Origin of the sequence: Amycolatopsis sp. lyj-112 (genome assembly GCF_046549055.1) — a bacterium.
GTDB lineage: Bacteria > Actinomycetota > Actinomycetes > Mycobacteriales > Pseudonocardiaceae > Amycolatopsis.
In genome coordinates, this window is record NZ_JAJPWS010000003.1 from 557,413 (window position 1) to 582,235 (window position 24,823).

Consider the following 24,823-nt stretch of genomic DNA (forward strand, 5'->3'; position numbering starts at 1 on the left):
GTCAGCCACCTCCCGCTCGGGTGAACTTACTGCCCGTGTCCTGTTTGTAGGGCGCGCCCTGCCATTCGCCGAAGCCCAGCACGCGGCTCGGCTCGAAGGCGACGAACTTCCACGGCCCCGCGTAGGTGTTGTCGTAGAGCCGGTTGCCCTGAGCGAAGGTGATCGCGTTCTGCACGACCTCGCCCTTGTACGGCGACCACTCCGGGAACGTGCCGAAGTTCGCGAGCATCGCCATCTTCGCGCAGCTCTCCTCGCAGCCGGCGACGGCCGGGTCGAGGACGAACCGGTTGTGGTGGACCTCGACGCGCTGCGTCTTCCACCGGCAGTCGGCGTTCAGCGCGCCCGCCGCGATCCCCGGCTGCGCGCATTTCTCCTGCTCGGGCACCAGGCGGGTGCACGAACCGGACGAGGTGTTGGCCGGGCTGTTGCAGAACCGGTCGGAGTTCTCCCACAGGGTGATCCCGTTCCAGTTGTTCTCGAACGAGTTCCCGGAGATCTCCAGCTTGTCCGTGCGCGCCTTCACCCTCGGCTCGCCGCCGGACTCGGAGATGTAGATCGACGCCACCGGGAAGCTGTCGCCGCGGTCGATGTAGCCCTTGCCGTCCACCCAGTTGTTCCGCCGGATGGTGTTGCCGCGGATGACGGCGTTGTAGCTGGTCTCGTACATCAGGGCGGAGCCGTCGTTGTTCTCGATGACGTTGCCCTCGATGAGGAAGTCGTTGTTGTTCGTGTCCGCCCACAGGCCGACGCCGCGGTTGTCGTGCACCCAGTTGCCGCGGATGTCGGCGCCGTTCACCGACCAGAACTTGATCCCGCCGGTGCAGCCGCAGCCGTCGATCTTGGCTTCCCAGTCGCCGGTGTTGTTGCCGGAGATCTCGTTGCCCTCGACGACGAGCCCGGTGATCGCGCCGCTCTGCGCGTAGGCGTTCATCCCGTACTGCCCGTTGCGCCGCAGGCAGTTGCCCCGCACCTGCTGCCGCGCGCCCGCCATCAGCGCCGCACCCTCGTTGTCCTGGACGGCGCTGTGCTCGATGACCCAGCCGTCGGCCGAATCGTGGTTGACCACGCCCTCGTCGTGCGGTGCGGCGAAGCCCTGCACGACAAGGTTCCGGATCTTGACGTCGGCGGCGTCGCCGGAGAAGGCGTACTGGTTGATCTTCCGGCCGTCGAGGACGGCGTTCGGCCCGCCGATGTAGACGTTGCCCGCCTTCGGGTTGACCTGGTCGTAGCGGTCGTCGCCGAGTTTGTGCGTGCCCGGGGCCAGCCAGAACGTCGTCCCGGCCGGGCTCGAGCGCGTCTTGGTGGCGACGTCGCCCGCGACGGCCGGGTCGATCTTCACCGCCCCGGCCGGTGCCTCCGCCGGGCCCGCCGGCAGTTTGTCGCAGACCTGCGCGACCGAACCGGACGGCGCCTGCCCCGGGCCCGGCGCCTGCCCGGCCTCATCGCCCGGTTCGGCGGTGCAGGCGAGGAGCGGCAAGGGGCTGAGCAGCACCAGCAGTGCGGCCCGGCGGAGACGGTGCGGACGTGCGGTCACAATGGGGGATCCTCGCCAACGGGGTCGAAGGTGAGCTCGGTGGTCAACGTGCCTTCCGCACCGGCGGTTCCGGTGCCGAGCAACGTCCACACGGGCTCGCGGCGGCCGAAGCCGGCCGAGTACCAGCCGAGCGGCGGGCTGGTTTCACCGCGATGCGCCGACCACGTGAGCTGGGGTGGCAGGTCGATCGAGGCGGTGCGGTCCTGGCCGTCGACCGTCCAGGACAGCGTCGCCGTCCCGCCGGAAAGAACGACCTCGACGGCCGGGCCGAAGTGGAACGCGAGACGGCACGGACGAGTCTCGCCGCGCACGTCGTCGAAAATGTGGAGCTTCGAGTCGTCCAGTTCCACCGAACGCCGGTGGACCGACGGCGAGTAGCCGTCATGCTCGGCGCTCCAGCGCGACGGCGTGCCCGCCGCGATCACCAAGGTGGCGGCGTGTTTCGTCCACAGGAACGGGCCGCCCGAGACGGACTGGTCGGTGCCGGAGAGTTCGAGCGTGTTGTGCCCGGCCGTGGACCGGAAGTACGACCGCCACTTCGGTTCGCCGTGGTAGCAGTAGGTGCCCGGGTCGGCGAGGATGTCGACGCCGTCGTGCCGGACCTCGACCGAAAGCGCGTCCGCGTGCGCGTGCGCGGCGATGGACAGGAAGCCGTGCGGCCCGCCGTCGCACCGGGCCCAGATCTCGCCGTCGCGCAGGATGGTCATCCCGGCGTCGGCGAAGTCGTCCCGGCGCCGGACCGGGCGCGTGGCGTCGACACGAATATCCTTGGCCAGCGCGGAGAACAGCTGTGTCCGTACGTCTCCGGACCGGACCTCCGGCCACCAGTCCAACCGTCCGAAAAGGACTTCGCCGGTGTTGAGCAGCGACGCCCAGCGGCTGGTCTCGTCGCCGTCCACGATCAGCCCGAAGCCGTCGTCCGCGTCACCCTGGCGCGGCGGCCGCAGTCTGTTGTCCACAATGGACGCGAGCGCGTCGGTCATCCGGAGCAGCACGAGCCAGGTCGACTCGGGCACGGCGACGCCGGCGGCTTTCGCCTCCAGCACCCCGGCGAGCCCGAGTTCCAGCACGAGCCCGTGGTATTCGGTGGCGAGTTCGCGGTTGAGGCCGGAGTCGTAGGTGTTGTGCCGCAGCATCTTGTCCAGCGATTCCAGTGCCGACGCGCGCCACCGGCCCGATTCCGGGAACCAGTCGAACGCGCAGGCGGCGGCGAGCTGTCCGGCGTCCTCGGCGATGACGTGGTTGTTCGCCGACGAACCCCGGCTTCCGAATGCGGCCAGCCAGCGCTGGTGATGCCAGATCTGGTTCAGCGCCACCGGGTTGTCCTCGAACAACGCCGGCGCCTGTGCCCAGCCGCCGAGCAGCCGCCGCACCCAGACCCAGGACAGCAACCGGATGCCGATTTCGATCCCGCTGACCCAGTGCACCCCGCGCATCGGCGGGTTGGCCGCCCACCACGACTTGAGATGCGCGGCGACGCGCTCGGCGTACCGGTCCTCGCCGGTCAGCGCGTATGCGGCGGCCAGCACGGTGAGGTGCTGGTGCCGCGACGGCTCCCAGATCTGCTTGATGTCGCCGACGGTCTCCTCGCTCCGGTACTGGATGTCGAAGGAGTACACGTCGGACGGTGCGCGGCGCCCCGTCTTCGGGTCGTACGACCAGTCCGGGTCGACGAGGTCGTCCCGCTCGACGCCGAAGTACTCGGCGTGCCCGTCCATCAGCCTTTCCGCGGTGTCGAGCAGATCCTTCACCGCTTCCCCGGGCACGGCCGCGAGGACGTCCTCCCCGGGCACGCGCGCGAACCGCCGGTCCGGCAGCCAGGCCGCCTGTTCCCCGGCGACCCCGCGCCACTGGCGTTTGCGCACGACGTCGGTGACGCGGCCCGCGATCTCGGCGGGCCCCATCCGCGACAGTCTTCGCAGGTACCAGGAGGGATCCATCAGCCCAGACCCTCTTTGGCGTTGATCCGCACCGGTACACCGGTCTCCAGGCTGCGGTTGACCGCGAGCGTGGCCAAAGTCGTCGACACCAGCGAGTCGATCGAGACCGGCATCGAAACGCCGGTCCGCAGCGAGTTGACGAACGCTTCGAGCTCGGCGGCCTGGCCCTTGTCGCGCCCCTTGGGGATACGGGAACTCGCCCACTTCTTGCGGCCGAACACCGACGCCCGCGCGAAGTCGTCGAACTTCAGCACCTTGCCGTCGGCGGTGACGTCGATCGTCTCCTTGGGGAACGCCGAGGAACCGTTGGTGGTGTACGCGATCGACGCGGTCGAGCCGTCCGGGTAGCGCAGCAGGATCTGCAGGTCCTGATGCCCCGGCGTCGCGGTGGCGTACACCGAGACCGGGTCGGCGCCGAGCAGCCAGCTGACGGTGTCGATGAAGTGCCCGCCTTCACCGGCGAACCGCGAACCCTCGCTGTCCTGCTGGTTGTACCAGCTCCCGGAGTCCAGCCGGCCCGCGTTGACCAGGTACCGCACCGACGCCGGGCCGATCCGCGGGCCGAAGTTCAGCACCGATTCGGTCAGCAGCGGGGCGAACCGGCGGTTGAAGCCGACCTGCAGCCGGTCGTTGCCGGACTCCTCGATCGCGCCGAGCACGACTTCGAGTTCCTTCTCCGACAGGGCGAGCGGCTTCTCGACGAAGACGGCCTTCCCCGCGAGCAGCGCGCGCCGGGTCAACTCGGCGTGCGAGCTGTGCCGGGTCACGATGAACACCGCGTCGACCGAGGAGTCTTCGAGCACCGGGTCGAGGTCGGTGGAGGCGCGGGTGAAGCCGAACTTGCGCTGGGCGTTCGCGCCCGAAAGCGCTGAGGTGGTGACGACGTCGCTGAGGTCGATGTGCTCCATCTCGGCCAAATGCGGCAGCAGCATCGAGGACGCGTAGTTGCCCGCGCCGATGAAGGCGACCTTCACGCCACCGGTCTTCGGCACCGCGCGCGCCGACACCGGCTTCGGCACGGAAACCGACGTGACGGCGTGCTCGGTCGCGCCCGCCACGCGCTTCTCGTACTCGAACAGCACCGCGACGGCCTTGAGTTCGCCCTCGTTCAGCTTCCGGTAGGTCTCGACGGCGTCGGAGAAGTCCGAGACGTGCGAGATCAGCGGCTCGACGTCGAGACGGCCGCTGCCCATCAGGTCGACGACGCATTCGAGGTTGCGGCGCTCGGTCCAGCGGACCTGGCCGATCGGGTAGTCGCGGCCCTCGAGTTCGTACTCCGGGTCGTAGCGGCCGGGGCCGTACGAGCGGGAGAACCGGACGTCGAGTTCCTTTTCGTAGTAGGCGTTCCACGGCAGGTTCAGCGAGCACTTGCCGATGTCGATCACCCGGCCGCGGTCGCGGCTCAGCTTCGCGGCCAGCTCCACCGGCTCGTTCGTGCTGCCGCCGGCGGCGAGGTAGACCTGGTCGACACCGTGCCCCGCGGTGACTTCCGCGACGGCGGTGTCGATGACGCCCGATGCCGGGTCGGCACATTTGAGGGCACCCAGCTGCTCGGCCAGCGCGCATCGGCCCGGGTCGGGGTCGACGCCGAGCACCCGCACCCCGGAGGCGACGAGCAGCTGGACCACCAGCTGGCCGATCAGGCCGAGCCCGATGACCAGCGCGATGTCGCCGATCTGCGGTTCACCGCGCCGGACGCCCTGCATCGCGATCGAGCCGACCGTGCCGAACGCGGCGTGCCGCGGGTCGACGCCGTCGGGCACCCGGGAGTAGAGGTTCTTGGGCACCCAGTTCAGTTCCGAGTGCAGCGCGTGCTCGTTTCCGGCGCAGGCCACGAGATCCCCGACGGAGACGTCGTCGATCCCCGGGCCGACCTCTTCCACGACACCGCACAGCGAGTACCCCAGCGGCGTGTAGGAGTCGAGCTTGTTCATGGCCTTGCGGTAGGTGGCGGTGAGCCCGTTCGTCGCGACGCTCTGCATCACCTTCGCGACCTGGTCCGGCCGCGCCTTCGCCTTGCCCACCAGGGAAAGGCTCGCCTCGGACACCTTCATCATCTCGGTGCCGGTGGAGATCAGCGAATAGGCGGTGCGGACCAGCACACCTCCCGGTTTGCACGCGGGCACCGGGACGTCGAGGAGCGCCAGCTCCCCGCTCTTGTAGTTCTGCACTACCTGCTTCACTTCGCTCCTAGGAGGCGGTGTTGTTCGTCGCGCGCGCCGAAATGGCGCCGCGATACCAGTACTCGAGGGTCAAGATGTGCCAGAGGTGCTTGGACCGGTCCTGCTGCCCCGACGCGTCTTCGTCGACGAGTCGTTGCAGGGCCTCACGGCGCAGGAATCCGGCCTTCACCAATTCGCCTTCGTTCGTCACCTCGCGCACCAGCGGCGCGAGGTCGCGGCTCATCCAAGCCCGCAGCGGGGCACTGAACAGCCCCTTCGGCCGGTGCACGATCTCGGCCGGGAGAATCGACAGCGCGGCTTCCTTGAGCGCCATTTTCCCTTGCCGCCCCACGATCTTGCGGTCACCGGGGATCCGGAACGCGGCCTTGACCACCTCGACGTCGACGAACGGCGTCCGCACCTCGGTGGAGGCGGCCATGCTGGAACGGTCGGTGTAGGCGAGGTTCAGTCCGGGCAGGAAGAGCCGGGAATCGGCCAGGCACATGCGGTTCACGAAGTCGGACAACGTGTTGTCGTGGTAGGTGTCCGCGTGCTCGGTGATCACGTCGTCGACGGCGCCCGCGAGGTCCGGGTTCAGCAGGCCGACGAGCTCGGCCTGGTCGTACATCGTGTAGCTGCGCCGGAACGCGGTCTCCTCCGGCAGTTCCGCGAACGAGAGGAACCGCTTGGCGAACCGGACCGACCGGAACCCGCGCTTCGACGTCGCCACCGGCAGTCTGTCCACAACGGACTCGATGGGACGGCGGACCAGGCCGGGAACCCGCTGGTAGCGCACGGCGATCTTGTTCGCGAGGTGCTTGCGGTACCCGGCGAACAGCTCGTCGGCGCCCATCCCGGAGAGCATCACCTTGACGCCGGCCTCGCGGGCCGCGGTGCAGATCAGGTAGCTGTTGATCGCCGCCGGATCGCCGATCGGCTCGTCGAGGTGGTAGGTCATCCGCGGCAGCAGATCCAGCACCTGCGGTGCGATCTCGATCTCGTGCAGGTCGACGCCGAACTTGGCGGCGACCTTCTTGGCGTACATCAGGTCGTCCGGCATCGCTTCGAACTTCGCGTCCTCGGCACGGAAACCGATGGTGTACGCGGAGATCCCGGGCTGCTCCCGCGCGGCGATCGCGGTCAGGTAGCTGGAGTCGAGCCCGCCGGAGAGGAACGTCGCGACCGGCACATCGGAGAGCAGGTGCTTGCGCGTGGAGTCCTCGATGACGGCGTTAAGGTCGAATTCGCCCTCATAGGCGGCGCCTTCCTCGGCGACCTGGCGCAGCGACCAGAACGTGCCGCGCTCGACGTCGCCGTTCGGCCGGAAGCGCGCCCAGCTGCCCGGCGGCAGTTTCTCGGCCTCGCGGAACGCGCAGCGCCCGTCCGGAACCCAGTAGTAGAGCAGGGAAGCGACGAGCGCGGTGTCGTCGACGGTCAGCGATCCGCCGAGTTCGGCGGCCAGCGCCTTCAGCTCGGACGCGAAGGCGACGCCCTTGCCGCGGCGCACCAGGAACAGCGGCTTGATCCCGAGCTGGTCGCGGACCAGCACCAGCTCACCGGAACGCTCGTCGAAGACACCGAACGCGAACATGCCGCGCAGCCGGGAAAGGCCTTCGGTGCCCCATTCGCGCCACGCCTCCAGCAGGACCTCGGTATCCGACGTCCCCCGGAACCGCACACCGGCGGCCTCGAGTTCCTTGCGCAGTTCCGGCGCGTTGTACAGCTCGCCGTTGTAGGTCAGCGCGAGGCCGTCCTTGACCATCGGCTGCGCGCCGGTCTCCGACAGGTCGATGATCGACAGCCTGCGGTGTCCTAAGTGGACTTCGCCGTCGCCCGCGCGATGGTCGTACCGCCCCGAACCGTCCGGTCCGCGATGGGCGAGCGTCTTGGTGAGCCGATCGGTGAGCGGTCCCCCGTCGGGCCAGAAATAAGCGCCTGCGATGCCGCACATCTGCTTTCGCTCCCCTTACAAGGCTTGGTCGTTACAAAGCTTCGGCGTTATCCGGAGATACAGGCGCAAAACGTTTGGTCGGCTGATCGGCGTTGTCGTGGTCTTCGGGCCGCTTGTACGGCGTCGGCGGACGCCGTCGGACGCTCTTCTTCTCACGCTGCGGGTCCAGGACCCGCTCGACGGTGCGCTCCTCGTCCTTCTCGACGGGCGCGACCGTGGAGAGCCGCCGCACAGGGGCGTCCTCAGGGAACATCTCCACCGGCTTCGGCGCGGGCCTGGGAACGCGTCGCTCCGGCACGGTCTGCCGCTCGGGCACGGCGGTCCTCTCCGGTACGGCAGTGCGCTCCGGCACTACCACCGGCTCCGGCACGACGCCGCCCCGTCCGCGCAGGGCGGTGTGCAGGCCGTTCCACAGGGTGCCGTCGGTGTGGTCGCGAGGATCGGGATCCACCACGACGACGCCGATGATCGGGATCCGCCGGTCGGCCAGCTGCCGCGCGACGGTGTGCATCCATTCGGTGTTCGCGTGCCCGGTGCGGACGACGAGGATCGTCTCCTCACCGAGGAATTCGAGGTCGGTCCACGACGTCCCCGGCTCGATCGAACCGACGCCGACCCGGCGCTCGTCACCGGCGGCCGGCGCGTCGCCGCGGTCCAGCACCTGGACGGGCGCGTCGCCGGCGAGCTCGCGAAGGTTCGTCTTGGGCAGGTCGTCCACGAGCGAGACCGGACCCTTCGCCGCTAGTTCGCGCCCCATGTCGACGGCGAGCGCGGCCGTGACCTTGCGGGCGCCGAGGTCGAGCAGCGACACCGAGCCGCCGCCGTCGCGGACGGCCCTGGCCAGCGTCGCCGCGACCCGTTGCCGCCGCGCGACCGCGTGCGACCGCCGCCAGAATCGCGGCGGATCGGACAACTGCGCGAGCACCGAGGCACCGAGGTGGTTCGAGATCTCGCGCCGCAGCACCGGCCGGTCCTTCACCACGCTCGTGACGGCGGCGAGCGCCAGCCCGGCGAGCAGCCCGAGCGCGAAGCCGATGCCCGCGTCGGTGGCGATGGTCTTGAGCAGCGAGTGCGGCAGGATCCTCGGCGCGTCCACGATTCCGGTACCGGCGGCGACCTTGGGAGTACCGATCCCGGCCTCCTGCGCACGGCCGTCGTAGTCGGAGATCTTCGTGGTCAGTTCCGCCCGGCGCGAGTACAGCCGCTCCAGCTGGGCCGGGTTCGCGTTGCGGCCCTTGGCCTCCTCGGCGACGATGTCCGACTCGATCGGGGTGAGTTCGGCCTGCGCCTTGTTCCGCTGATCGAGCAGGGCCTGCTGTTCCGCCGACGCGGCCGCCTGGTTGCGGGCGACGTACTCGGTGATGAAGGCGTCCGAAAGCGCCTGCGCGCGGGCGACCGCCTCATCGTTGGTCTTGCCCTTGACCGTGAGCTGAAGGACGTTGTTCGTCAGCCCCAGGCCCTCGTAGTCCTTGAGGAACTCCTCCGGCGCCTGCGTGCTGTTCAGCTTCTTGAGCGCCTCGGTGGCGATCTTCGTCGTCTGCATCACGGCGACGTCGGTGCGCATCAGCGTCCCGCTGTCGGTCGGCGAGTCGTCGGGGTGGACGACCAGGATCTGCGCGACGGCGGTGGGCGGCGCCGGCAGGAACACCGCGACCAGCCCGCCGACGATCAGCCCCAGCAGGGCGGTGGCCACCCAGAGGCGACGGCGGCGACGGATCGAAACGACCAGTCGCTGGAGGTCGATGAGCGGTTCGGATTTGGCTTTTTCGACGCTCGTCACGGGGTACCTGCCAGTGCTTCGTTCTGGGTGGGAGCGGACTCCCCCGAGCGGGTGCGGGTCGGCCGGACCGGCCGGATCAGGGCGGCGCCCACCAGGGTGAGCCCGGCGTCGGCGCAGGCTTCGGCGATCCCGACCAGCTCCCAGGCCGACCGGGCGCCGAGACTCGACACGACGAGGACCTCTTCCGCGTCGGTGTCCTGGACGACGGGCCGGGTGGGGTTCACCGTCACCACGGTGAACCAGCGTCCGGCGAGATCGGCGATCCGCCCGGCGGCCTTCAGCCCGGCGTGGTCGCCCTCGGCGGTCAGCACCAGCAGCCGCCGCTGCGAAAGCCGGGACACCAGACGGTGGAAGTGGACGTCGTCGTCGATCTCGTCCGGGAAGACATCGACCCGCGGGACGTTCCACGGCCGGTCGTCGCCGAGGAGCTTGGCCCGCAGCGACCGGCCGTCCTCGCTGAAGGACTGGTCCTCCACGACCTCGACGGTGGCCAGCACCGGCCCGCCGATCGCCGCGGCGATCTCCTCCTCGTCCCGCAGCCGCCGGTCGGTGCGGGCGGTGAAGAGGTGCCCGAGCAGCCCGAGCAGGAAGAACAGCGCCGCGCCGCCGGCGGCCAGCTGCGGCAGTGTGGGCGCCGCCGCGGAGGCGGGCAGCTCGGCCGAGCCGAGCACGACCATATTGCCGAGCCCGCTGGCGGTGTCTGCCGCGTTCAGGGTGGACATCGCCTGCTCGATCGACGAGCGCAGGCCCTGCAGTTCGGTGCGGAGCTGGACGCTTTCCACGGTCGTCTTGCCTTCGTTGACCTTCGTGGAAAGTTCACTGATCCGCTGGTTCGTCTGCGTGACCTGCTGGCGGAGCGTCTCGCGGCGTTCCTGCGCCAGCTGCACCGCGGCGTCACCGGAACCGGCGATGATCTGCGTGGAGTACTTCACGAACTCCTGCGCGAGCTGGTCGGCCATCCGCTGCGTCTGTTCGGCGGTGTCGCCGGTGGCCTCGATGGTGATGACATTGCCCTGTGCGACCGTCGTGGCGACCTTGTCCCGCAGGTCGGAGCCGGTCTCGCCGTCGCCGAGCACGGCCGCGGCGCGATCGAGCACGACCGAGCTCGTCGCCACCTCGGCCTGGGTGAGCAGTTCGTCCGCCTCGCGCGGCCCCTGGAGCAGCACGCTGGACGTGGTCCGGTAGCCAGGGGAAAGGATCACCGACGATCCCGCGCCGACCAGGGCACCGAGGACGGCGAGGACCACCAAGGTCCGCCATCGTCCGCGCAGAACCTGTCCGATCATCGACAGGCGCACCGTATCGTCAGTCACAGCCGGGATCTCCCATCGGTGCCTCGCACCGCCGCAGATGGCGTATCACAAACCCCGTCGGACCGGCCACGGCGTTGGTTACAGGATTGCCCGAGTCTTGTTCAAAACGCGACCGGGAAATCGATCAACGAACCGCCGCCGCATAGGCCGCGAGCAGGGCTTTCTGGGAGTTCTCCCAGGAGAGCTCCCCGGCCACGCGGGCCCGGCCCAGCTCACCCATCTTTTCCCGCTCGGCCGGCGAGTCCAGCAGGTGCGCGATCAGCTTCGCGAACTCGGGTTCGTCGTTGGCCGGCGCGTAGAGCGCGGCCTCTCCGGCGGAGACGCGCGCTTCGCGCAGCTCGAAGGAGACGATCGGACGGCTCATCGCCATGTACTCCATGATCTTGTTCATGGTCGACACGTCGTTGAGCGGATTCAGAGGGTCGGGCGAAAGGCACACGTCGGCCGCGGACAGGTAGCGCAGCAGGTCTTCGTCGGAGATCCGGCCGGTGAACTCGACCTGGTCGTCCAGCTTGAGTTCCTTGGACAACGCCACCATGGCGTCGAAGGCGTCCCCGGAACCGATGAACACCGCGTGCCAGTCGGTGCGGCCGACCTCGTCACGCAGGGAAGCCAGCGCACGCAAGGCATAGTCGACGCCGTCCTGCGGGCCCATCACGCCTAGGTAGGCCAGTAGGTGCGGCTTGCCCTTCTTCAGCTCGGGCTCGACCTCGACCTGCTGGAACCGCTCGACCACCGGCGCGCTGCGCACGACGAAGACGTCGTCCGGCGACTTGCCGCCGCGTTTCACGGCGACGTCCTTGTAGCTCTCGTTGGTCGCGATGACGACGTTCGCCGTCTTGTACGTCCGGCGCTCCAGCGCGCAGACGGCGCGGTAGAGGAGGTCCTCGCCGCGGTCGAACCGCGAGAGGTACAGCTCGGGGCAGAGATCGTGCTGGTCGAAGATGAACTTCGCGCCCTGGCGCTTGAAGTACAACGCGACCAGGAACAGCATGTCCGGCGGGTTGCAGGCGTGCACGACGTCGATCTTGCCGCCGCGCGCGACCTTGCGGGCGAGCCGGAGCGTGTGCCACAGCGCGGAGCCGTACTCCTGGACGTACCCGGCCGGACCGCCGGTGGCGGCCTTCAGCGGGTACCGCAGGATGTGGACGCCGTCGATGGTGACTTCGGCCTCGGTGTCGCGTTTGGTCCCTTGTGGACAGATGACGTGGACATCCCACCCGGCGTCGCGCAAGGTGGTGCATTCCTGCCAGACACGGCGATCGAAGGGAACGGACAGGTTCTCGACGAGGATCAGCGCTTTACCAGGCAAGACCGACATATCCCTCTTCAGCCCGGCGCCGGTCGGCATCGGGTACGCGGATGAGATCGATGATGGAGCGGCCGCCGCCCGCCGGGAGCGCCGCGAGGACGTCCGGGTCGTTGCAGCCGATGAGGCAGACCTCGGCGTGGTCGAGGACTTCGTCGATGGACCCGGCCAGCAGCTGGCCGAGGTGCGGCAGCCTGCCCTCGATGTACTCGCGGTTGGCGCCCATCAGCCGGGAAAGGCTGACGTTGGCGTCGTAGATGCGAAGTTCGTAACCCTTGCCGAGCAGGCGCTCCGCGAGTTCGACGAGCGGGCTCTCACGGAGGTCGTCGGTGCCGGGTTTGAAGGACAGGCCGAACAGCCCGACCTTCCGCTTACCGCTGCGCACGACCAGGTCGAGCGCACGCTGCAGGTGCTCCTCGTTGGACGGCAGCACGTGCGCCAGGATCGGGACCGCGACGTCCGCCCGGTGCGCGGCGTAGACCAGGCCGCGCAGATCCTTGGGGAGGCAGGAGCCGCCGAAGGCGAACCCGGGCCGGAGGTAGGCGGGGCTGATGTTGAGCTTGCGATCGGCCAGGAAGACGTCGATCACCTTGTGCGAGTCGAGCCCCAGCGCCCGGCAGATGGCGCCGAGTTCGTTCGCGAAACCGATCTTGAGCCCGTGGAACGAGTTGTCGGCGTACTTCGTCATCTCGGCGACCGGGATCGCGACGCGGAAGACCTCGCCGGGCAGCCCCTCGTAGAGCGCCGCGACGACGTCGCCACTGGCCGCGTCGAGCTCGCCGATGACGGTCTTGGGCGGGTCGAAGAAGTCCTTGACGCTGCTGCCCTCGCGCAGGAACTCGGGGTTCACCGCGACACCGAAGTCGGCGCCGGCGGTGAGGCCGGAGGACTTCTCGAGGATCGGGACCAGCAGGTCGAGGCAGGTTCCCGGGAGCATCGTGCTGCGGAAGACGACGGTGTGTCTTCGGGTCTTGGTCTTGATCGCCTCGCCGATCTCCTCCGCCACGCGCTCGAGGAACGCCGTCGACAGGCTGCCGTTGGGCGACGACGGGGTACCGACGCAGATCAGGGAGACATCGCTTTCCGCGATCGCCTCCCCGACGTCGGTCGTGGCTCTCAACGCACCGCTGGCGACGACCTCGGCGGTCAGTTCACCGATGCGCTCCTCCACCACCGGCGCCTTGCCGCTGGAGATGAGGTCGATCTTCACCGGGTTCACGTCCACCCCGACGACCTCGTGCCCGCGCCCGGCAAGGCACGCCGCCGACACACAACCGACGTAACCGAGCCCGAAGACACTGATCTTCATGACGAATTCCTCCAGCCGCATTCCGCTGACCGTTGGTCGGCGAAGGGCCGGGGTTCGTTACCGACTCCCTGCATTCGGCGGAATCCCTGCCGCGCAAGGGATCCACCTCATCGTTCGAGGGGTCCGAAACGCTACAGGACAGGCGTAAGGGTTTCGTCTCGATCTCGAGGCGGGTCGTGAGTGATGGCCGGTGCGCGGGCGGCGGTTACGCGTGACTGCAGGGACGACACGCGTGTCCAGACGGACGGCGAGCGTGTCTAGCCGGACGACACGGGGTGGTGCACGTCCAAGACGCCCGTACGGTTGCCCGGTCACGGCACCGGAATGTTCCGCTCTGGTCGCTCGAGAGATCCGGACTTTAGGTTCGAACCGTCAACGATCGCCTGGGGGCGTCCGTTACGGACGGGTGCGCGTCAGGCGGGACTGGGGGAAACACCATGCGAAGAACATCGCTGCGCGCGATCGGGGCGCTGACCGCGGCCTTCACGCTCGCCGGGCTGGCGACCGCCGTGCCCGCGAACGCGGCCGTCGGGCCGGATCTCAAGGTGACCGTGACGCTCCCGGAAGGGCCTTGGCTGCAGAACGAGAACGTCCCGCTCGACCTGACGATCACCAACGTCGGCGACACGAAGGCGGAAGCGGTCAAAGGCGTGCTCACGATGACCTCCGGCCCGTCCTTCTACGTCAGGCCGGACCAGTGGGGCGACCTGGACGCACAGGGAGCGGGGGCCACTTTCGATCCCGGGCAGACCCGGATGTACCGGCTGCTCGGCAGTGTCGGCGACCTCGGCAACGATTCGATCTTCGAGCTACGGGTAAGGGGCTCGGCCGACGCGAACGAGGCCGACAACACCTCTGAGGTCCGGGTCGACGTGGTCCAGCAGGGCACCACCGACCGCGTCGGGGGACATCTTTACGGCGACGCGGACCACAACGGCCTTCCTTCCCCGGGCGAAAGCCTGGCCGGAGTGCCGATCCGGCTGTATACCGGGCCGGGCGAACTCACGACGACCACCGACTCGACGGGGCACTTCACGTTCGAAACGGTTCCCGCGGGCGTCCGCTGGCTGAACATCGGCGATTTCCCGGGCGGCTGGGTGAAACCGACCAGCCCGAACCTGCGCTTGGACGGGTCCGGGAAGTACACCGCGGTCGAACTCAAGGCGACCCGGCCACTCACCGAGGCGCTCACGGCGAGCGCGACTCTCGACAAGAAGAGCTACGCCGCAGGAGAAACGGCGAAGGCGACGGTCGTCCTCACGAACACGAGCGACCGGCGGCTCACCGGCCTCTGGGCGGGTTGCGACCCGGCGGGCACCGAACAGCACCTCAAGGTCCCCAACACCCAGTGGGGCGACTTCAGTCCGCTGAAGCAAGCGGGCGTACTCGAACCCGGCCAGCGCCTGGAGATCCAGGTTTCGGGCAAAGTACCGACGGAGGCGAGTTACTTCGGCCGGACAGGCCTGACCTGTTACACCGCGGACATGGACGCCACCTCCGGGCCCGTGTTGTCGGCTTCCGGCACCGTGCCGGGCAAGCGGGCCGACTCCCGCGGCAGGCTCTGGACGGACAAGAACGGCAATCGCCAGTGGGATTCCGGCGAACAGGTGCCGAACACGACCGTCACGCTGGGCACCGAGAGCGGGAAGTTCGTGGCGCTCGCGAGGACTGACGCCAACGGTTCGCTGACCTTCCCGAACGTCGGTGTCGGTGTCTATCGGTTGCAAGTAGCCGGGCCGTGGCAGCCGGTCGGCGACAACGGCGACACCACTGTGTACGTCGTCGCGCCGCCCTACGGCCTCGGTGACTGGTACCAGCAAGTGGCACCACGCTGACCATCCGAAGCGGACGGACGGCCCCGGGAGCGAAACTCCCGGGGCCGTTGCCGTACAACGGTTTCAGTTGTTCTGGACGAACTTCGTCGCCAGTCCCTCGCCGACGGAGGTCGCCTTCCCGTGGTCCTCGATCGGCGAAACCTTCGAGTTCTTGAAGCAGACGTAAGTCACGCCGGAGTCGACGCCGCCGTTCGCCGGGTCCGGGTTGATGCCCAGCGACTTCGCGGTCGCGTAGGACGCTTCGCCGATGATGTCGTTCGGGCCGGTGTCACCGATGACGGTGTACAGCACCTTGTTGTTGTAGATGACCGCGCACGAGCCGGCGCCTTTCAGGCCGGAGTTCCCGAAGTTCCAGGTGCCGCTGACGCTCGGCACGACGATGTAGGGCGTCTGGTCGGCGACCAGCGCCTTGCCGTCGGACCGCGGGAAAGCGGTGTCGGGCTGGAACCACGGGTCGGTGTCCTTGTTGCATCGCGCGGTCGGCTGCCCGTCGCAGTCGATGTCCATGTCGGCTTTCCAGAACACGGCGCCGTTGGCGTCGCAGACCGGGACGGTCCGGCCGGTCTCGCTGTCGGTCTTGTACTTGCCGTTCGAGATCTGCTTGCAGCCGCTCATTTTCGCGAGCAACTGCTGCGCCGTCGGGCCCGCCTGGATGGAGACGTCACCGGCGGGTGCAGCAGCGGCCATCGCCGCCGGGGCGAGTCCTGCGGCCAACATCATCGTCGAGAGCAGGAGCAACTTCCGCATATCTGACGACCCCTTTTGTAAGTAAAACTTCCTTACCTGAACCGAGGGCACTCAGGATGCCGCCGCACACGAGGTGACTCAAGGGCTGACGGGGTGTTGTTTTCCCACTACGCAACGAAAATCGGTCAAATCTGGGCAAGCCTGGCGACCCGCGACAGGAACCGTCCCGCTCGGCGGTACAGGCCGTCCCGTTCACCGAGCACGGCGTCGATCCATTCCTGATCGACGTCGTGGCGAAGCTCCGTCCGCGGCTGCAGCCAGCCGTCCCGGGACGCGAGACCGCCTTCGGTCGTGTAGACCCGCGTCGCGCCGGAACGCCGCAGCCGGCTCAGTAGCCGGCGGTCGTAAGCACCGAACGGTGGCGCGTACGCCTGGACCGGTTTGCCGCTCAGTTCCGCGAGCAGCTTCGGCGCCGCTTCGAGTTCCCGCCGGGCGAGCCGGCCGTCGAGCCGCCGCCAGTCGTGGTGCTCCCAGCCGTGCGAACCGATCGACATCCCGGCCTCGACGAGACGGCGGAGACCGGCGGCGTCGATGAAGCCCCGCTGGCCGATGCGGCCGGCCAGCGGGAAGAACTCCGCCGTGAGATCGCGTTCCACCAGCCGGGGCAGCGCGATCTCGACATCCGAAGAGTTGCCGTCGTCGAAGGTGAGCCGGACGTCTTCACGCCCGGTCACCGCGTCCAGCACCCGCTCCAGCTGCTCGACGGTCACCCAGGTCTCGTCCTCCCCCGGGTCCAGCGCGCGCACCGGCCTGCCCACGCCGCCAATCGCCAGGATCACCATCCGCGCCTCATTCGGGACCGAGTGTGTTTCCCGATTAATCGCGTTGGCGAATGGAGCAGTTACATGATCGAGCAAGGTGTCCACTAATGGATTACTTACGAATCTCCAAAGTGCAGCACTTCGGGCCGCCGCCCGCCTTCCGGAGTTCGGAAATGTCGACGAAGACGGGTTCGTAGCCACGTTCGGCGAGCCGTACCGCCAGTTCGGTGGCTTCGACCGGGAGGACGACGTTGCGGCCGTCGGAAACCCCGTTCAGGCCAAAGCACTCCGCGTCGGCCTTGTTCGCGATTACCGCGTCCGGGAACATCCGCTCGAGCACCTTCCGCGACCCGGCCGAGAACGCCGCCGGGTAGTAGGCGATCTGAGCGGACGTGGTGTCGGTGGCCTCGGCGAGCACGAAGAGCGCGGTGTCGAGGTGGTAGTAGCTCGGGTCGATCAGCCGCAGCGAGACGACGGGAACCCCGAGGACCTCCTGCGCCTCGGCGTGCGCGGCCGGGTCGGTCCGGAAACCGGTGCCGGCGAGCAGGACCTTGCCGGTCCAGGCGAAGTCGCCCTCGGCCTCGTTGATCTTCTCCGGCATGGTGATGTCGCGGTAGCCGTGCTCGACGAACCAGCGGCGGAAGTGCTCGGCCTCGGCGGCGCGCTGCGGAGCGCGGAACCGGGAGCCGAGGACACGGCCGTCGACGACGGTGCCGGAGTTGGCGGCGAACACCATGTCGGGCAGGCCGGGCCGGGCGTCGATCTCCTCGACCGTGTGGCCGAGGCGGCGGTAGGTGTCCCGGAGTTCGGTCCACTGCGCCATCGCGGTGGCGACACTGACTCCGACGGACGGGTCCATCCAGGGGTTGATGACGTAATCCACCGCGAAGTACCGCGGCGGGCACATGAGGTAGCGGCGCGTCGTGGGCACACGGGGCTGCTCTAGTACCGGCATACACGAAGGGTAAGGCTCACCTAATTCGCAATCAATCGCTGTTCGCTGCGCATATACCTGCTAAACATTGCGTGTGAACACCATCGACCAGCGAATCGTTTCATGTCTGATGGCCAACGCGAGGTCCAGCTACGCCGACATCGGAAAAGTCGTCGGCCTGTCCGCGCCCGCGGTGAAGCGGCGGGTCGACAGACTGCTCGAAACCGGCGTCCTGCGAGGCTTCACCGCGGTCGTCGATCCCGAGGCGCTGGGCTGGGGAACCGAGGCGTTCGTCGAGGTCACCTGCCACGGCAACATCACCCCGGCCCGGATCCGCGCCCGCCTGGAGCCGCTGCCGGAGGTCGTCGCGGCCTACACCGTCTCCGGTGCGGCGGACGCGATCGTCCACCTGCGCGCGGCCGACATCCACCATCTGGAGACCGCGCTGGAACGGCTGCGCGGGCTGGAGATCGTGGACCGCACGGTGTCCACCGTCGTCCTTTCCCGGCTGCTGGAACGTCCGCCGACCCCCGAGGCGTGAAACCCTCGGAGTCGTGACCGATCAGATCCGCTCCAGCCATGACGGCGGCGTCGCCCTGCTCACCATCGACGCCCCCGCGACACGCAACGCCCTGACCCTCGACCTGTCCGCCCAGCTGGCCGACGCCGTCGCACGCGCCGAAGCCGACGAGAGCGTCCACGCGGTGATCATCACCGGCGCGCCGCCGGCGTTCTGTGCGGGCGCGGACCTCGACACGCTCTCGGCGGCGAAGGAGGACGGCCTCCGCGCGATCTACGACGGCTTCCTCTCGGTCGCCAGGTGCTCGCTGCCGACGATCGCGGCGGTCGGCGGGGCCGCGGTGGGCGCCGGCCTGAACCTCGCACTGGCCGCGGACGTCCGCATCGTGGGACCGAAGGCCAAGTTCGTGGCCAGATTTCTGGAACTCGGCGTGCACCCCGGCGGCGGGATGACGTGGATGATCCAGCGCCTCGTCGGCCCCCAGCGGGCCGCCGCGATGACACTCTTCGGCGAAGTCGTCGGCGCCGAAGCCGCCGTAGAAGCCGGGCTCGCGCTCCGGCTCGTCGACGGAGATCTCCTCGATGCCGCCCGTGAGCTGGCACAACCCGCCGTCGACGCTCCTCGCGACGTCCTCCTCGCGACGAAACGCACCCTCCGGCACACGGCCGCGCTGACCGACCATTCGGCCGCCGTCGACGCCGAGATCGCGCCGCAGCTGACGTCACTCACCGCACCCGCCTTCACCGAACGGCTCGCTCGCCTCAAAGCGAGAATCAGCGGCCACTGACCGGTCCTCCAGGAGACTTCTCTATCCTGGAACGAGATACGGCTCACAATCGAGCCGCGTCCTTAGCCGTTACCATCGGTAACACATAAACCGGAAAACCCCGCTCAGCGACGAGCCAGGACACTCGAGAAGTAGGTCAGCGCCGTACTCGGGACAACCGGGTACCCGTGCCGGGGACTAGCCTCGGAACAGGGCACCTGTGACCTGGCCGACATCGCCGGGCGAGGCACTCCGATTCCCGGCACTGCCGGGGACGACGCAGTCGGGAGAGAGGGATTCCCTGACCTATGAGCACGAGTGAGAACGGCAACGGTTCCTTGTCGGCCGTCAGGCCCACTGAGATCGCCAAACTGGATCGGGTGGTCATCCGGTTCGCCGGCGACTCCGGTGACGGCATGCAGCTGACGGGCGACAGGTTCACCTCGGAGGCGGCCGCCTTCGGCAACGACCTGTCCACCATGCCGAACTTCCCCGCGGAGATCCGCGCGCCACAGGGCACCATCCCCGGCGTCTCGAGCTTCCAGGTGCATTTCGCCGACTACGACATCCTGACGCCGGGCGACCGGCCGGACGTCCTGGTCGCGATGAACCCCGCGGCACTGAAGGCGAACTTCGCCGACGTCCCGTCCGGCGGGACCATCATCCTCAACACCGACGAGTTCACGAAGCGGAACCTGGTCAAGGTCGGCTTCGAGCACGACCCGCTCGACGACGACACCCTTTCGGCCTATCAGGTGCACCGGGTCGCCATGTCGACGCTGACCCGCGGCGCGCTCGCCGAGACCGGACTGTCCAAAAAGGACGCCGAACGCGCGAAGAACATGTTCGCGCTGGGCCTGCTCTCCTGGATGTACCACCGGCCGACTGAAGGCACCGAACGGTTCCTGCGCGAGAAGTTCGCGAAGAAGTCCGACATCGCCGAGGCCAACATCCTGGCCTTCCGCGCCGGCTGGAACTACGGCGAGACGACCGAGTCGTTCGCGACGACGTACGAGGTCGCGCCCGCGAAGCTGAACCAGGGCACCTACCGGCAGATCACCGGGAACACCGCGCTGGCGTACGGGCTCGTCGCCGCCGGGCAGCAGTCCGGCCTGCAGATCCTGCTGGGCACGTACCCGATCACCCCGGCGTCGGACGTCCTGCACGAGCTGTCCAAGCACAAGAACTACGGCATCCTCACCTTCCAGGCCGAGGACGAGATCGCCGGTATCGGCGCGGCTCTCGGCGCCTCCTACGGCGGAGCGCTGGGCGTCACCTCGACGTCGGGACCCGGTGTCGCGCTGAAGTCCGAAGCCATCGGCCTCGCGGTGATGACGGAACTGCCGCTGGTCGTGATCGACGTCCAGCGCGGCGGCCCGTCCACCGGTCTGCCGACCAAGACCGAGCAGGCCGACCTGCTGCAGGCGATGTTCGGCCGCAACGGCGAATCCCCGGTGCCGATCATCGCGCCGCTGTCGCCCGCGGACTGCTTCGACGCGGCGCTGGAGGCCACCCGGATTGCGCTGAAGTACCGCACGCCGGTCTTCGTGCTCTCCGACGGCGCGATCGCGAACGGCTCCGAGCCGTGGCTGATCCCGGATGTCGAGACGCTGCCGGACCTGCGGGTGGAATTCGCCACCGAGCCGAATGCCGAAGACGGTTCCGGGGAATTCTGGCCTTATGTACGCGACCCTGAAACCCTCGCCCGCGCCTGGGCGATCCCGGGCGCGGCCGGTCTGCAGCACCGCATCGGCGGACTCGAGAAAGCCGACAAGACCGGCCACATCTCCTACGAGCCGGACAACCACGAGAAAATGGTCCGCCTGCGGCAGGCCAAGATCGACGGGATCGACGTCCCCGACCTGGTCGTCGACGACCCGAGCGGCGGCAAGGCGCGGATCCTCGCGCTCGGCTGGGGCTCGTCCTACGGGCCGATCGGCGCCGCGTGCCGCCGGGTCCGCAAGGAGGGCCTGCCGATCGCGCAGGCGCACCTGCGGCACCTCAACCCGTTCCCCGGCAACCTCGGCGATGTACTCCGTTCGTACGACACCGTGGTCGTTCCGGAAATGAATCTCGGCCAGCTTTCGATGCTCTTGAGGGCGAAGTACCTCGTGGACGTGAAGTCGTACACGAAGGTCGCCGGACTGCCCTTCAAGGCCGAAGAGCTGCAAGGCGTGTTCACGGAGATCATCACCAGTACGGAGGCGACGAAGTGACCGCGATCGATCTGGGGCTTCCCACTCTCGGCGGCTTAGACCTTGTGCCGACCGAAACCGAACCGCAGAAGGCGAAGGACTACAAGTCGGACCAGGAGGTCCGCTGGTGCCCCGGCTGCGGCGACTATGTCGTGCTCAACGCCGTCCAGTCGTTCCTGCCGACGCTCGGCCTCAAGCGCGAGAACATCGTGTTCATCTCGGGTATCGGCTGTTCGTCCCGGTTCCCGTACTACCTGAACACCTACGGCATGCACTCGATCCACGGCCGCGCGCCGTCGATCGCGACCGGGCTCGCGACCGCGCGACCGGACCTTTCGGTGTGGGTGGTCACCGGTGACGGCGACGCGCTCTCCATCGGCGGTAACCACCTGATCCACGCGTTGCGGCGCAACGTGAACATCAAGATCCTGCTGTTCAACAACCGGGTCTACGGCCTCACCAAGGGCCAGTACTCGCCGACGTCCGGGCAGGGCATGGTCACCAAGTCCACTCCGATGGGCTCGGTCGACACCCCGTTCAACCCGCTCTCGCTGGCGATCGGCGCCGAGGCGTCGTTCGTGGGCCGCGCGCTCGACTCGGACAAGAAGGGCCTGACCGAGGTGCTGGAGGCCGCCGCGAAGCACCGCGGGTCGGCGCTGGTGGAGATCTACCAGAACTGCCCGATCTTCAACGACGGCGCGTTCGACGTGCTCAAGGACAAGGACGAGGCCGCGTCCCGGCTCATCCCGCTGCGGGCGGGCGAGCCGATCAAGTTCGGGCCGCAGGGCGAATTCGGCGTCACCAGCGGCGGCTGGGGCGGCCTCGAAGTCGGGAAGGTCGCGAACATCGGCGAGGAGAACCTCGTCGTGCACGACCCGACGATCGAGGACACGGCCTACTCGTTCGCGCTGTCGCGGATCGGCGACCAGAACCTGAACCACGTGCCGACCGGCATCCTGCGGCAGGTCGAGCGGCCCACCTACGACGACCAGGCACGCGCCCAGGTCGACGAGGCCCGCGCCGCCAAGGCGCCGAACCTTCAGTCCCTGCTACGCGGCAAGGACACCTGGACCGTCGTCAGCTAGCTCCCGGACGCTATGAACGACTCGTTACTTGCAAATTTTGCGAGTAACGAGTCGTTCATAGCGTTTCTCAGCCGAGTGGGCGGAAACCGACCCGTTCCGCGTCGGCGGCGGAGCGGAACCAGACCTCGGCGACCATCTTGGGGAACTGGGCCGAATCGTCGGTGCAGTACCGCAGAGCCGTCACGCTGGCCTTGACCGCGAAGTCGTCGGCGGGACGGCCACCACCCGGCCGCGGCATCGCGGAACCGGGACCGAACGGGCCCGGCGGCACCGACTCCACTGTCGATGCCCCCGCCGCCGCGTCCCGTGCGGGCGGGGGTTCCGGCGCGGGCATCGCGTCGCCCGGCTGGACGGCGGGCTCGAACAGCGAACCGCTCTGCCCGCCGGACAGGTCCGGCTCACGGCGTTCGATCGCCCGCATCGACGGCTGGATCGGCTGCGGCGGCTCGAAACCGCCGCGAACCGTGCCCCGCGGCGTGCGCTTGGGCAGGATCTGGGTGGCCTCGGCGGGCGTCTCGGGCGTCGAGTCGAGGAGACCGGCCTGCGCCTCTTCGTCGGAACCGAAGGCGTACGCGGGCGGCTCCTGCAGCTCTTCTTCCCGCTCGAACCAGTTGGTCTCGACGGCAGGCTGCTCCGTGTCCACGCGTGACGCGGGATGGAAGAGCGAAACCGGCTCGGGCTGCGTCTCGACGCCTTCCGGGTCCAGCTGGATCTCCAGGCGGGAGCGGTACGCACCCTCACCGGGCAGCGGCTCAGGCGCGGGTTCCGGCTCGGGTTCCGGCTCGACGTCCAGCTGCGACGCCGGCTGGAGGTACTCGGTCGCGGCGGAGACGTACGGGTTCTCCGGCTCAGGCTCGGGTTCCGGCTCCAGCACGGCAGCCGGGATGTACTGCGTCCGCTCGGCCGCGGCGGGCTCCAGATCAGGCTCCGGCTCCGCTTCGGGCGCGGTGCGGTACTCGGCCTCGTACTCCGCTTCAGGTTCGAAAGCGGGTTCGAAGGTCCGCGTCTCAAGCGGAGTGTGCACCGGCTCGGGCGCTGTCTCCCCGACGACGTCCTCGTAGGTGTCCCGGACGGGCTCCGGAGCGTGCTCCTCGACCGGCTCGGACCACCGCGGCGCGGGCTCGTGCTCGGCCAGCGTCTCGGGGTAGGCGGGCGGCGCCTCGGCGGCCGCGAACTCTTCGTCCAGTTCGTCGTCGTGGGACGGCGGCTTCGTGAAGTACGTCGTCCCGCCCGCGGCGGCCGCGGCACCCGCGCCGAAGGTCACCCCGGCCGGCACACGCGACGTCTCGGCGTGCGCGGTGGCCAGCGAGCTCTCGAGCTCACGGATGCGCTTGCGCGCGGGAAGCACCAGTACCAGCCAGGTGAGCAGCGCGCCGACGACGAACGCCAGCAGACTCCACAGCCAAACCTGTCCGAAAATGGACATCTCTCTTGCCCCTTGTTAATGCGTTCGCGCGACCAGGTAGTCGGCGACCGATTCGCAGGCATCCCGCGCGGAAGACGCGGGCAGCGCCGCGAGCTCGGAACGCGCCCGCCGAGCGTAGTCGGAAAGAGTTTCGCGTGCCCGTTCGAGTCCGGACGAAGCCCGCAGCAGGTCCAGGGCCTCGGCGACGAGCCCGTCGTCGGAGATCGGGCCGGACAGCAGCTCCACCAGACGCGGGTCGGTGGCCGGGTCGGCCAGCGCGTACAGCATCGGCAACGTGCGGACGCCTTCGCGCAGGTCGGTGCCCTGCGCCTTGCCGAGCTCGTCCGAGGCCGACGCGATGTCGATGACGTCGTCGGAGATCTGGAACGCCGTGCCGATGATGTCGCCGAAGCGGCGAAGCGCGTCGATGTGCTCATCGGCGGCGCCGGACATCATCCCGCCGAAGCGGCCGGAGGTGGCGATCAGCGAACCGGTCTTCTGGGCGATGACCTGGAGGTAGTGCTCGACCGCGTCGTCGCCGTCGGCCGGGCCGACCGTCTCGCGCATCTGGCCGGTGACCAGCTCGCCGAAGGTCTCGGCGATGATCCGGGCCGCGTCGGTGCCGAGGTCGGCGACCAGCCGCGAAGCGTGCGCGAACAGGAAGTCGCCGGTCAGGATCGCGATGGTGTTGTCCCAGCGCGCGTTGACGCTCTCCGCGCCGCGGCGCATCGTCGCCTCGTCCATCACGTCGTCGTGGTACAGCGTCGCGAGGTGCACCAGCTCGACCGCGGCGGCCGCGATGACCACCTGGTCGCCCTGCTTCGGCCCGAACTGGGACGACAGCAGCGTGAACAACGGACGGAAACGTTTGCCCCCCGCCTCGACCAGGTGCGAAGCGGCGTCCTCGACCGCCTTGACGTCACTGCGGACGACCTCGCGAAGCAGGGTCTCGACATCGGCGAGACCGGTCGCGAGAGTGCGCAGAAGCTGCTCGTCGGCGATCTGGAGTCCCACGGACGCGCGCAGGTCCTCGATGGCACCACCTGGGGCAGGTGAAGACACAGACACGTCGGCTCCGCTCTCTTTGACACCGTTCGGGGTTGCTTCCAGCGTAGTGGCTACCCGCTCGGGCCTGTTGACGCGCTGTCCAGGGGAAACGGTGATGAACATGACAGTGCCCGTTTACCGCCCGTGACACCGGCTCCGGAGCTGTCGCGAGGCGCAGCTAAGTAGCACTGCACGCCCACTATGATACTTTTAAGGCTTTAGGTATCACA

The 24,823-nt window shown here is 68.6% G+C and carries 18 protein-coding genes; 5 read left to right on the forward strand and 13 right to left on the reverse strand.

The window, feature by feature from the left end; translation table 11 throughout:
* Position 1: 1 nt before the first annotated feature.
* The 8 genes from ACLJRL_RS14730 to ACLJRL_RS14765 form a co-directional block, all read right to left on the reverse strand.
* Entirely contained in the window at positions 2–1,534 is a 1,533-nt protein-coding gene (locus ACLJRL_RS14730; protein WP_410656682.1) for a right-handed parallel beta-helix repeat-containing protein, read from the reverse strand.
* On the reverse strand, positions 1,531–3,474 hold the full coding sequence (locus tag ACLJRL_RS14735; RefSeq protein ID WP_410656683.1) for an alginate lyase family protein: 1,944 nt from the start codon (positions 3,472–3,474) through the stop codon (positions 1,531–1,533). Before ACLJRL_RS14735 ends, ACLJRL_RS14730 begins: the two co-directional genes overlap by 4 nt.
* Positions 3,474–5,657: a bi-domain-containing oxidoreductase gene (locus tag ACLJRL_RS14740; protein WP_410656684.1), complete on the reverse strand. Its 2,184-nt coding sequence runs from the start codon at positions 5,655–5,657 to the stop codon at positions 3,474–3,476. The genes ACLJRL_RS14735 and ACLJRL_RS14740 overlap by 1 nt, the downstream gene beginning before the upstream one ends.
* A gap of 7 nt (positions 5,658–5,664) precedes the next feature.
* A complete protein-coding gene (asnB, locus tag ACLJRL_RS14745) occupies positions 5,665–7,587 on the reverse strand; it encodes an asparagine synthase (glutamine-hydrolyzing) (protein ID WP_410656685.1) in 1,923 nt (640 codons plus the stop codon).
* Positions 7,588–7,618: 31 nt separating this feature from the next.
* The gene (locus ACLJRL_RS14750) at positions 7,619–9,367 is read right to left on the reverse strand and encodes a Wzz/FepE/Etk N-terminal domain-containing protein (RefSeq protein WP_410656686.1); all 1,749 of its coding nucleotides are present in this window, start codon (positions 9,365–9,367) and stop codon (positions 7,619–7,621) included.
* Positions 9,364–10,653 carry an exopolysaccharide biosynthesis protein gene (locus ACLJRL_RS14755; RefSeq protein ID WP_410656929.1) on the reverse strand — a complete coding sequence of 430 codons (1,290 nt, stop codon included), beginning with the start codon at positions 10,651–10,653 and terminating at the stop codon, positions 9,364–9,366. The genes ACLJRL_RS14750 and ACLJRL_RS14755 overlap by 4 nt, the downstream gene beginning before the upstream one ends.
* Positions 10,654–10,804: 151 nt before the next feature.
* Positions 10,805–12,001: a glycosyltransferase family 4 protein gene (locus tag ACLJRL_RS14760; RefSeq protein WP_410656687.1), complete on the reverse strand. Its 1,197-nt coding sequence runs from the start codon at positions 11,999–12,001 to the stop codon at positions 10,805–10,807.
* Positions 11,982–13,298 carry a nucleotide sugar dehydrogenase gene (locus ACLJRL_RS14765; RefSeq protein ID WP_410656688.1) on the reverse strand — a complete coding sequence of 439 codons (1,317 nt, stop codon included), beginning with the start codon at positions 13,296–13,298 and terminating at the stop codon, positions 11,982–11,984. Before ACLJRL_RS14765 ends, ACLJRL_RS14760 begins: the two co-directional genes overlap by 20 nt.
* A 437-nt stretch (positions 13,299–13,735) precedes the next feature.
* Here ACLJRL_RS14765 and ACLJRL_RS14770 point away from each other — a divergent pair, with 437 nt between their 5' ends.
* A complete protein-coding gene (locus ACLJRL_RS14770; protein ID WP_410656689.1) occupies positions 13,736–15,133 on the forward strand; it encodes a hypothetical protein in 1,398 nt (465 codons plus the stop codon).
* Between the two features lie 63 nt (positions 15,134–15,196).
* Here ACLJRL_RS14770 and ACLJRL_RS14775 read toward each other — a convergent pair whose 3' ends face one another.
* The 3 genes from ACLJRL_RS14775 to ddaH form a co-directional block, all read right to left on the reverse strand.
* Positions 15,197–15,880 carry a glycoside hydrolase family 75 protein gene (locus tag ACLJRL_RS14775; protein WP_410656690.1) on the reverse strand — a complete coding sequence of 228 codons (684 nt, stop codon included), beginning with the start codon at positions 15,878–15,880 and terminating at the stop codon, positions 15,197–15,199.
* A 125-nt stretch (positions 15,881–16,005) separates the two neighbouring features.
* Entirely contained in the window at positions 16,006–16,662 is a 657-nt protein-coding gene (locus ACLJRL_RS14780; protein ID WP_410656691.1) for a polysaccharide deacetylase family protein, read from the reverse strand.
* 91 nt (positions 16,663–16,753) lie between these two features.
* On the reverse strand, positions 16,754–17,596 hold the full coding sequence (gene ddaH, locus ACLJRL_RS14785) for a dimethylargininase (protein ID WP_410656692.1): 843 nt from the start codon (positions 17,594–17,596) through the stop codon (positions 16,754–16,756).
* A gap of 73 nt (positions 17,597–17,669) precedes the next feature.
* Between ddaH and ACLJRL_RS14790 the strand changes: the two genes are divergently transcribed.
* The 4 genes from ACLJRL_RS14790 to ACLJRL_RS14805 all read left to right on the forward strand — a co-directional run bounded on the left by ACLJRL_RS14790 (position 17,670) and on the right by ACLJRL_RS14805 (position 22,141).
* Positions 17,670–18,116, forward strand: a complete 447-nt coding sequence (locus ACLJRL_RS14790) for an Lrp/AsnC family transcriptional regulator (RefSeq protein ID WP_410656693.1) — start codon at positions 17,670–17,672, stop codon at positions 18,114–18,116.
* Positions 18,117–18,129: 13 nt separating this feature from the next.
* Positions 18,130–18,882, forward strand: a complete 753-nt coding sequence (locus ACLJRL_RS14795) for an enoyl-CoA hydratase (protein WP_410656694.1) — start codon at positions 18,130–18,132, stop codon at positions 18,880–18,882.
* 287 nt (positions 18,883–19,169) lie between these two features.
* Positions 19,170–21,077 carry a 2-oxoacid:acceptor oxidoreductase subunit alpha gene (locus ACLJRL_RS14800; RefSeq protein WP_410656695.1) on the forward strand — a complete coding sequence of 636 codons (1,908 nt, stop codon included), beginning with the start codon at positions 19,170–19,172 and terminating at the stop codon, positions 21,075–21,077.
* A complete protein-coding gene (locus ACLJRL_RS14805) occupies positions 21,074–22,141 on the forward strand; it encodes a 2-oxoacid:ferredoxin oxidoreductase subunit beta (protein ID WP_410656696.1) in 1,068 nt (355 codons plus the stop codon). The genes ACLJRL_RS14800 and ACLJRL_RS14805 overlap by 4 nt, the downstream gene beginning before the upstream one ends.
* Positions 22,142–22,208: 67 nt before the next feature.
* On the opposite strand, the gene ACLJRL_RS14810 is transcribed toward ACLJRL_RS14805, so the two are convergent.
* Complete coding sequence (locus tag ACLJRL_RS14810; protein WP_410656697.1) at positions 22,209–23,567, reverse strand: LapA family protein; 1,359 nt, start codon at positions 23,565–23,567, stop codon at positions 22,209–22,211.
* Positions 23,568–23,582: 15 nt separating this feature from the next.
* Positions 23,583–24,608: a polyprenyl synthetase family protein gene (locus ACLJRL_RS14815; protein WP_410656930.1), complete on the reverse strand. Its 1,026-nt coding sequence runs from the start codon at positions 24,606–24,608 to the stop codon at positions 23,583–23,585.
* Positions 24,609–24,823 lie beyond the last annotated feature (215 nt).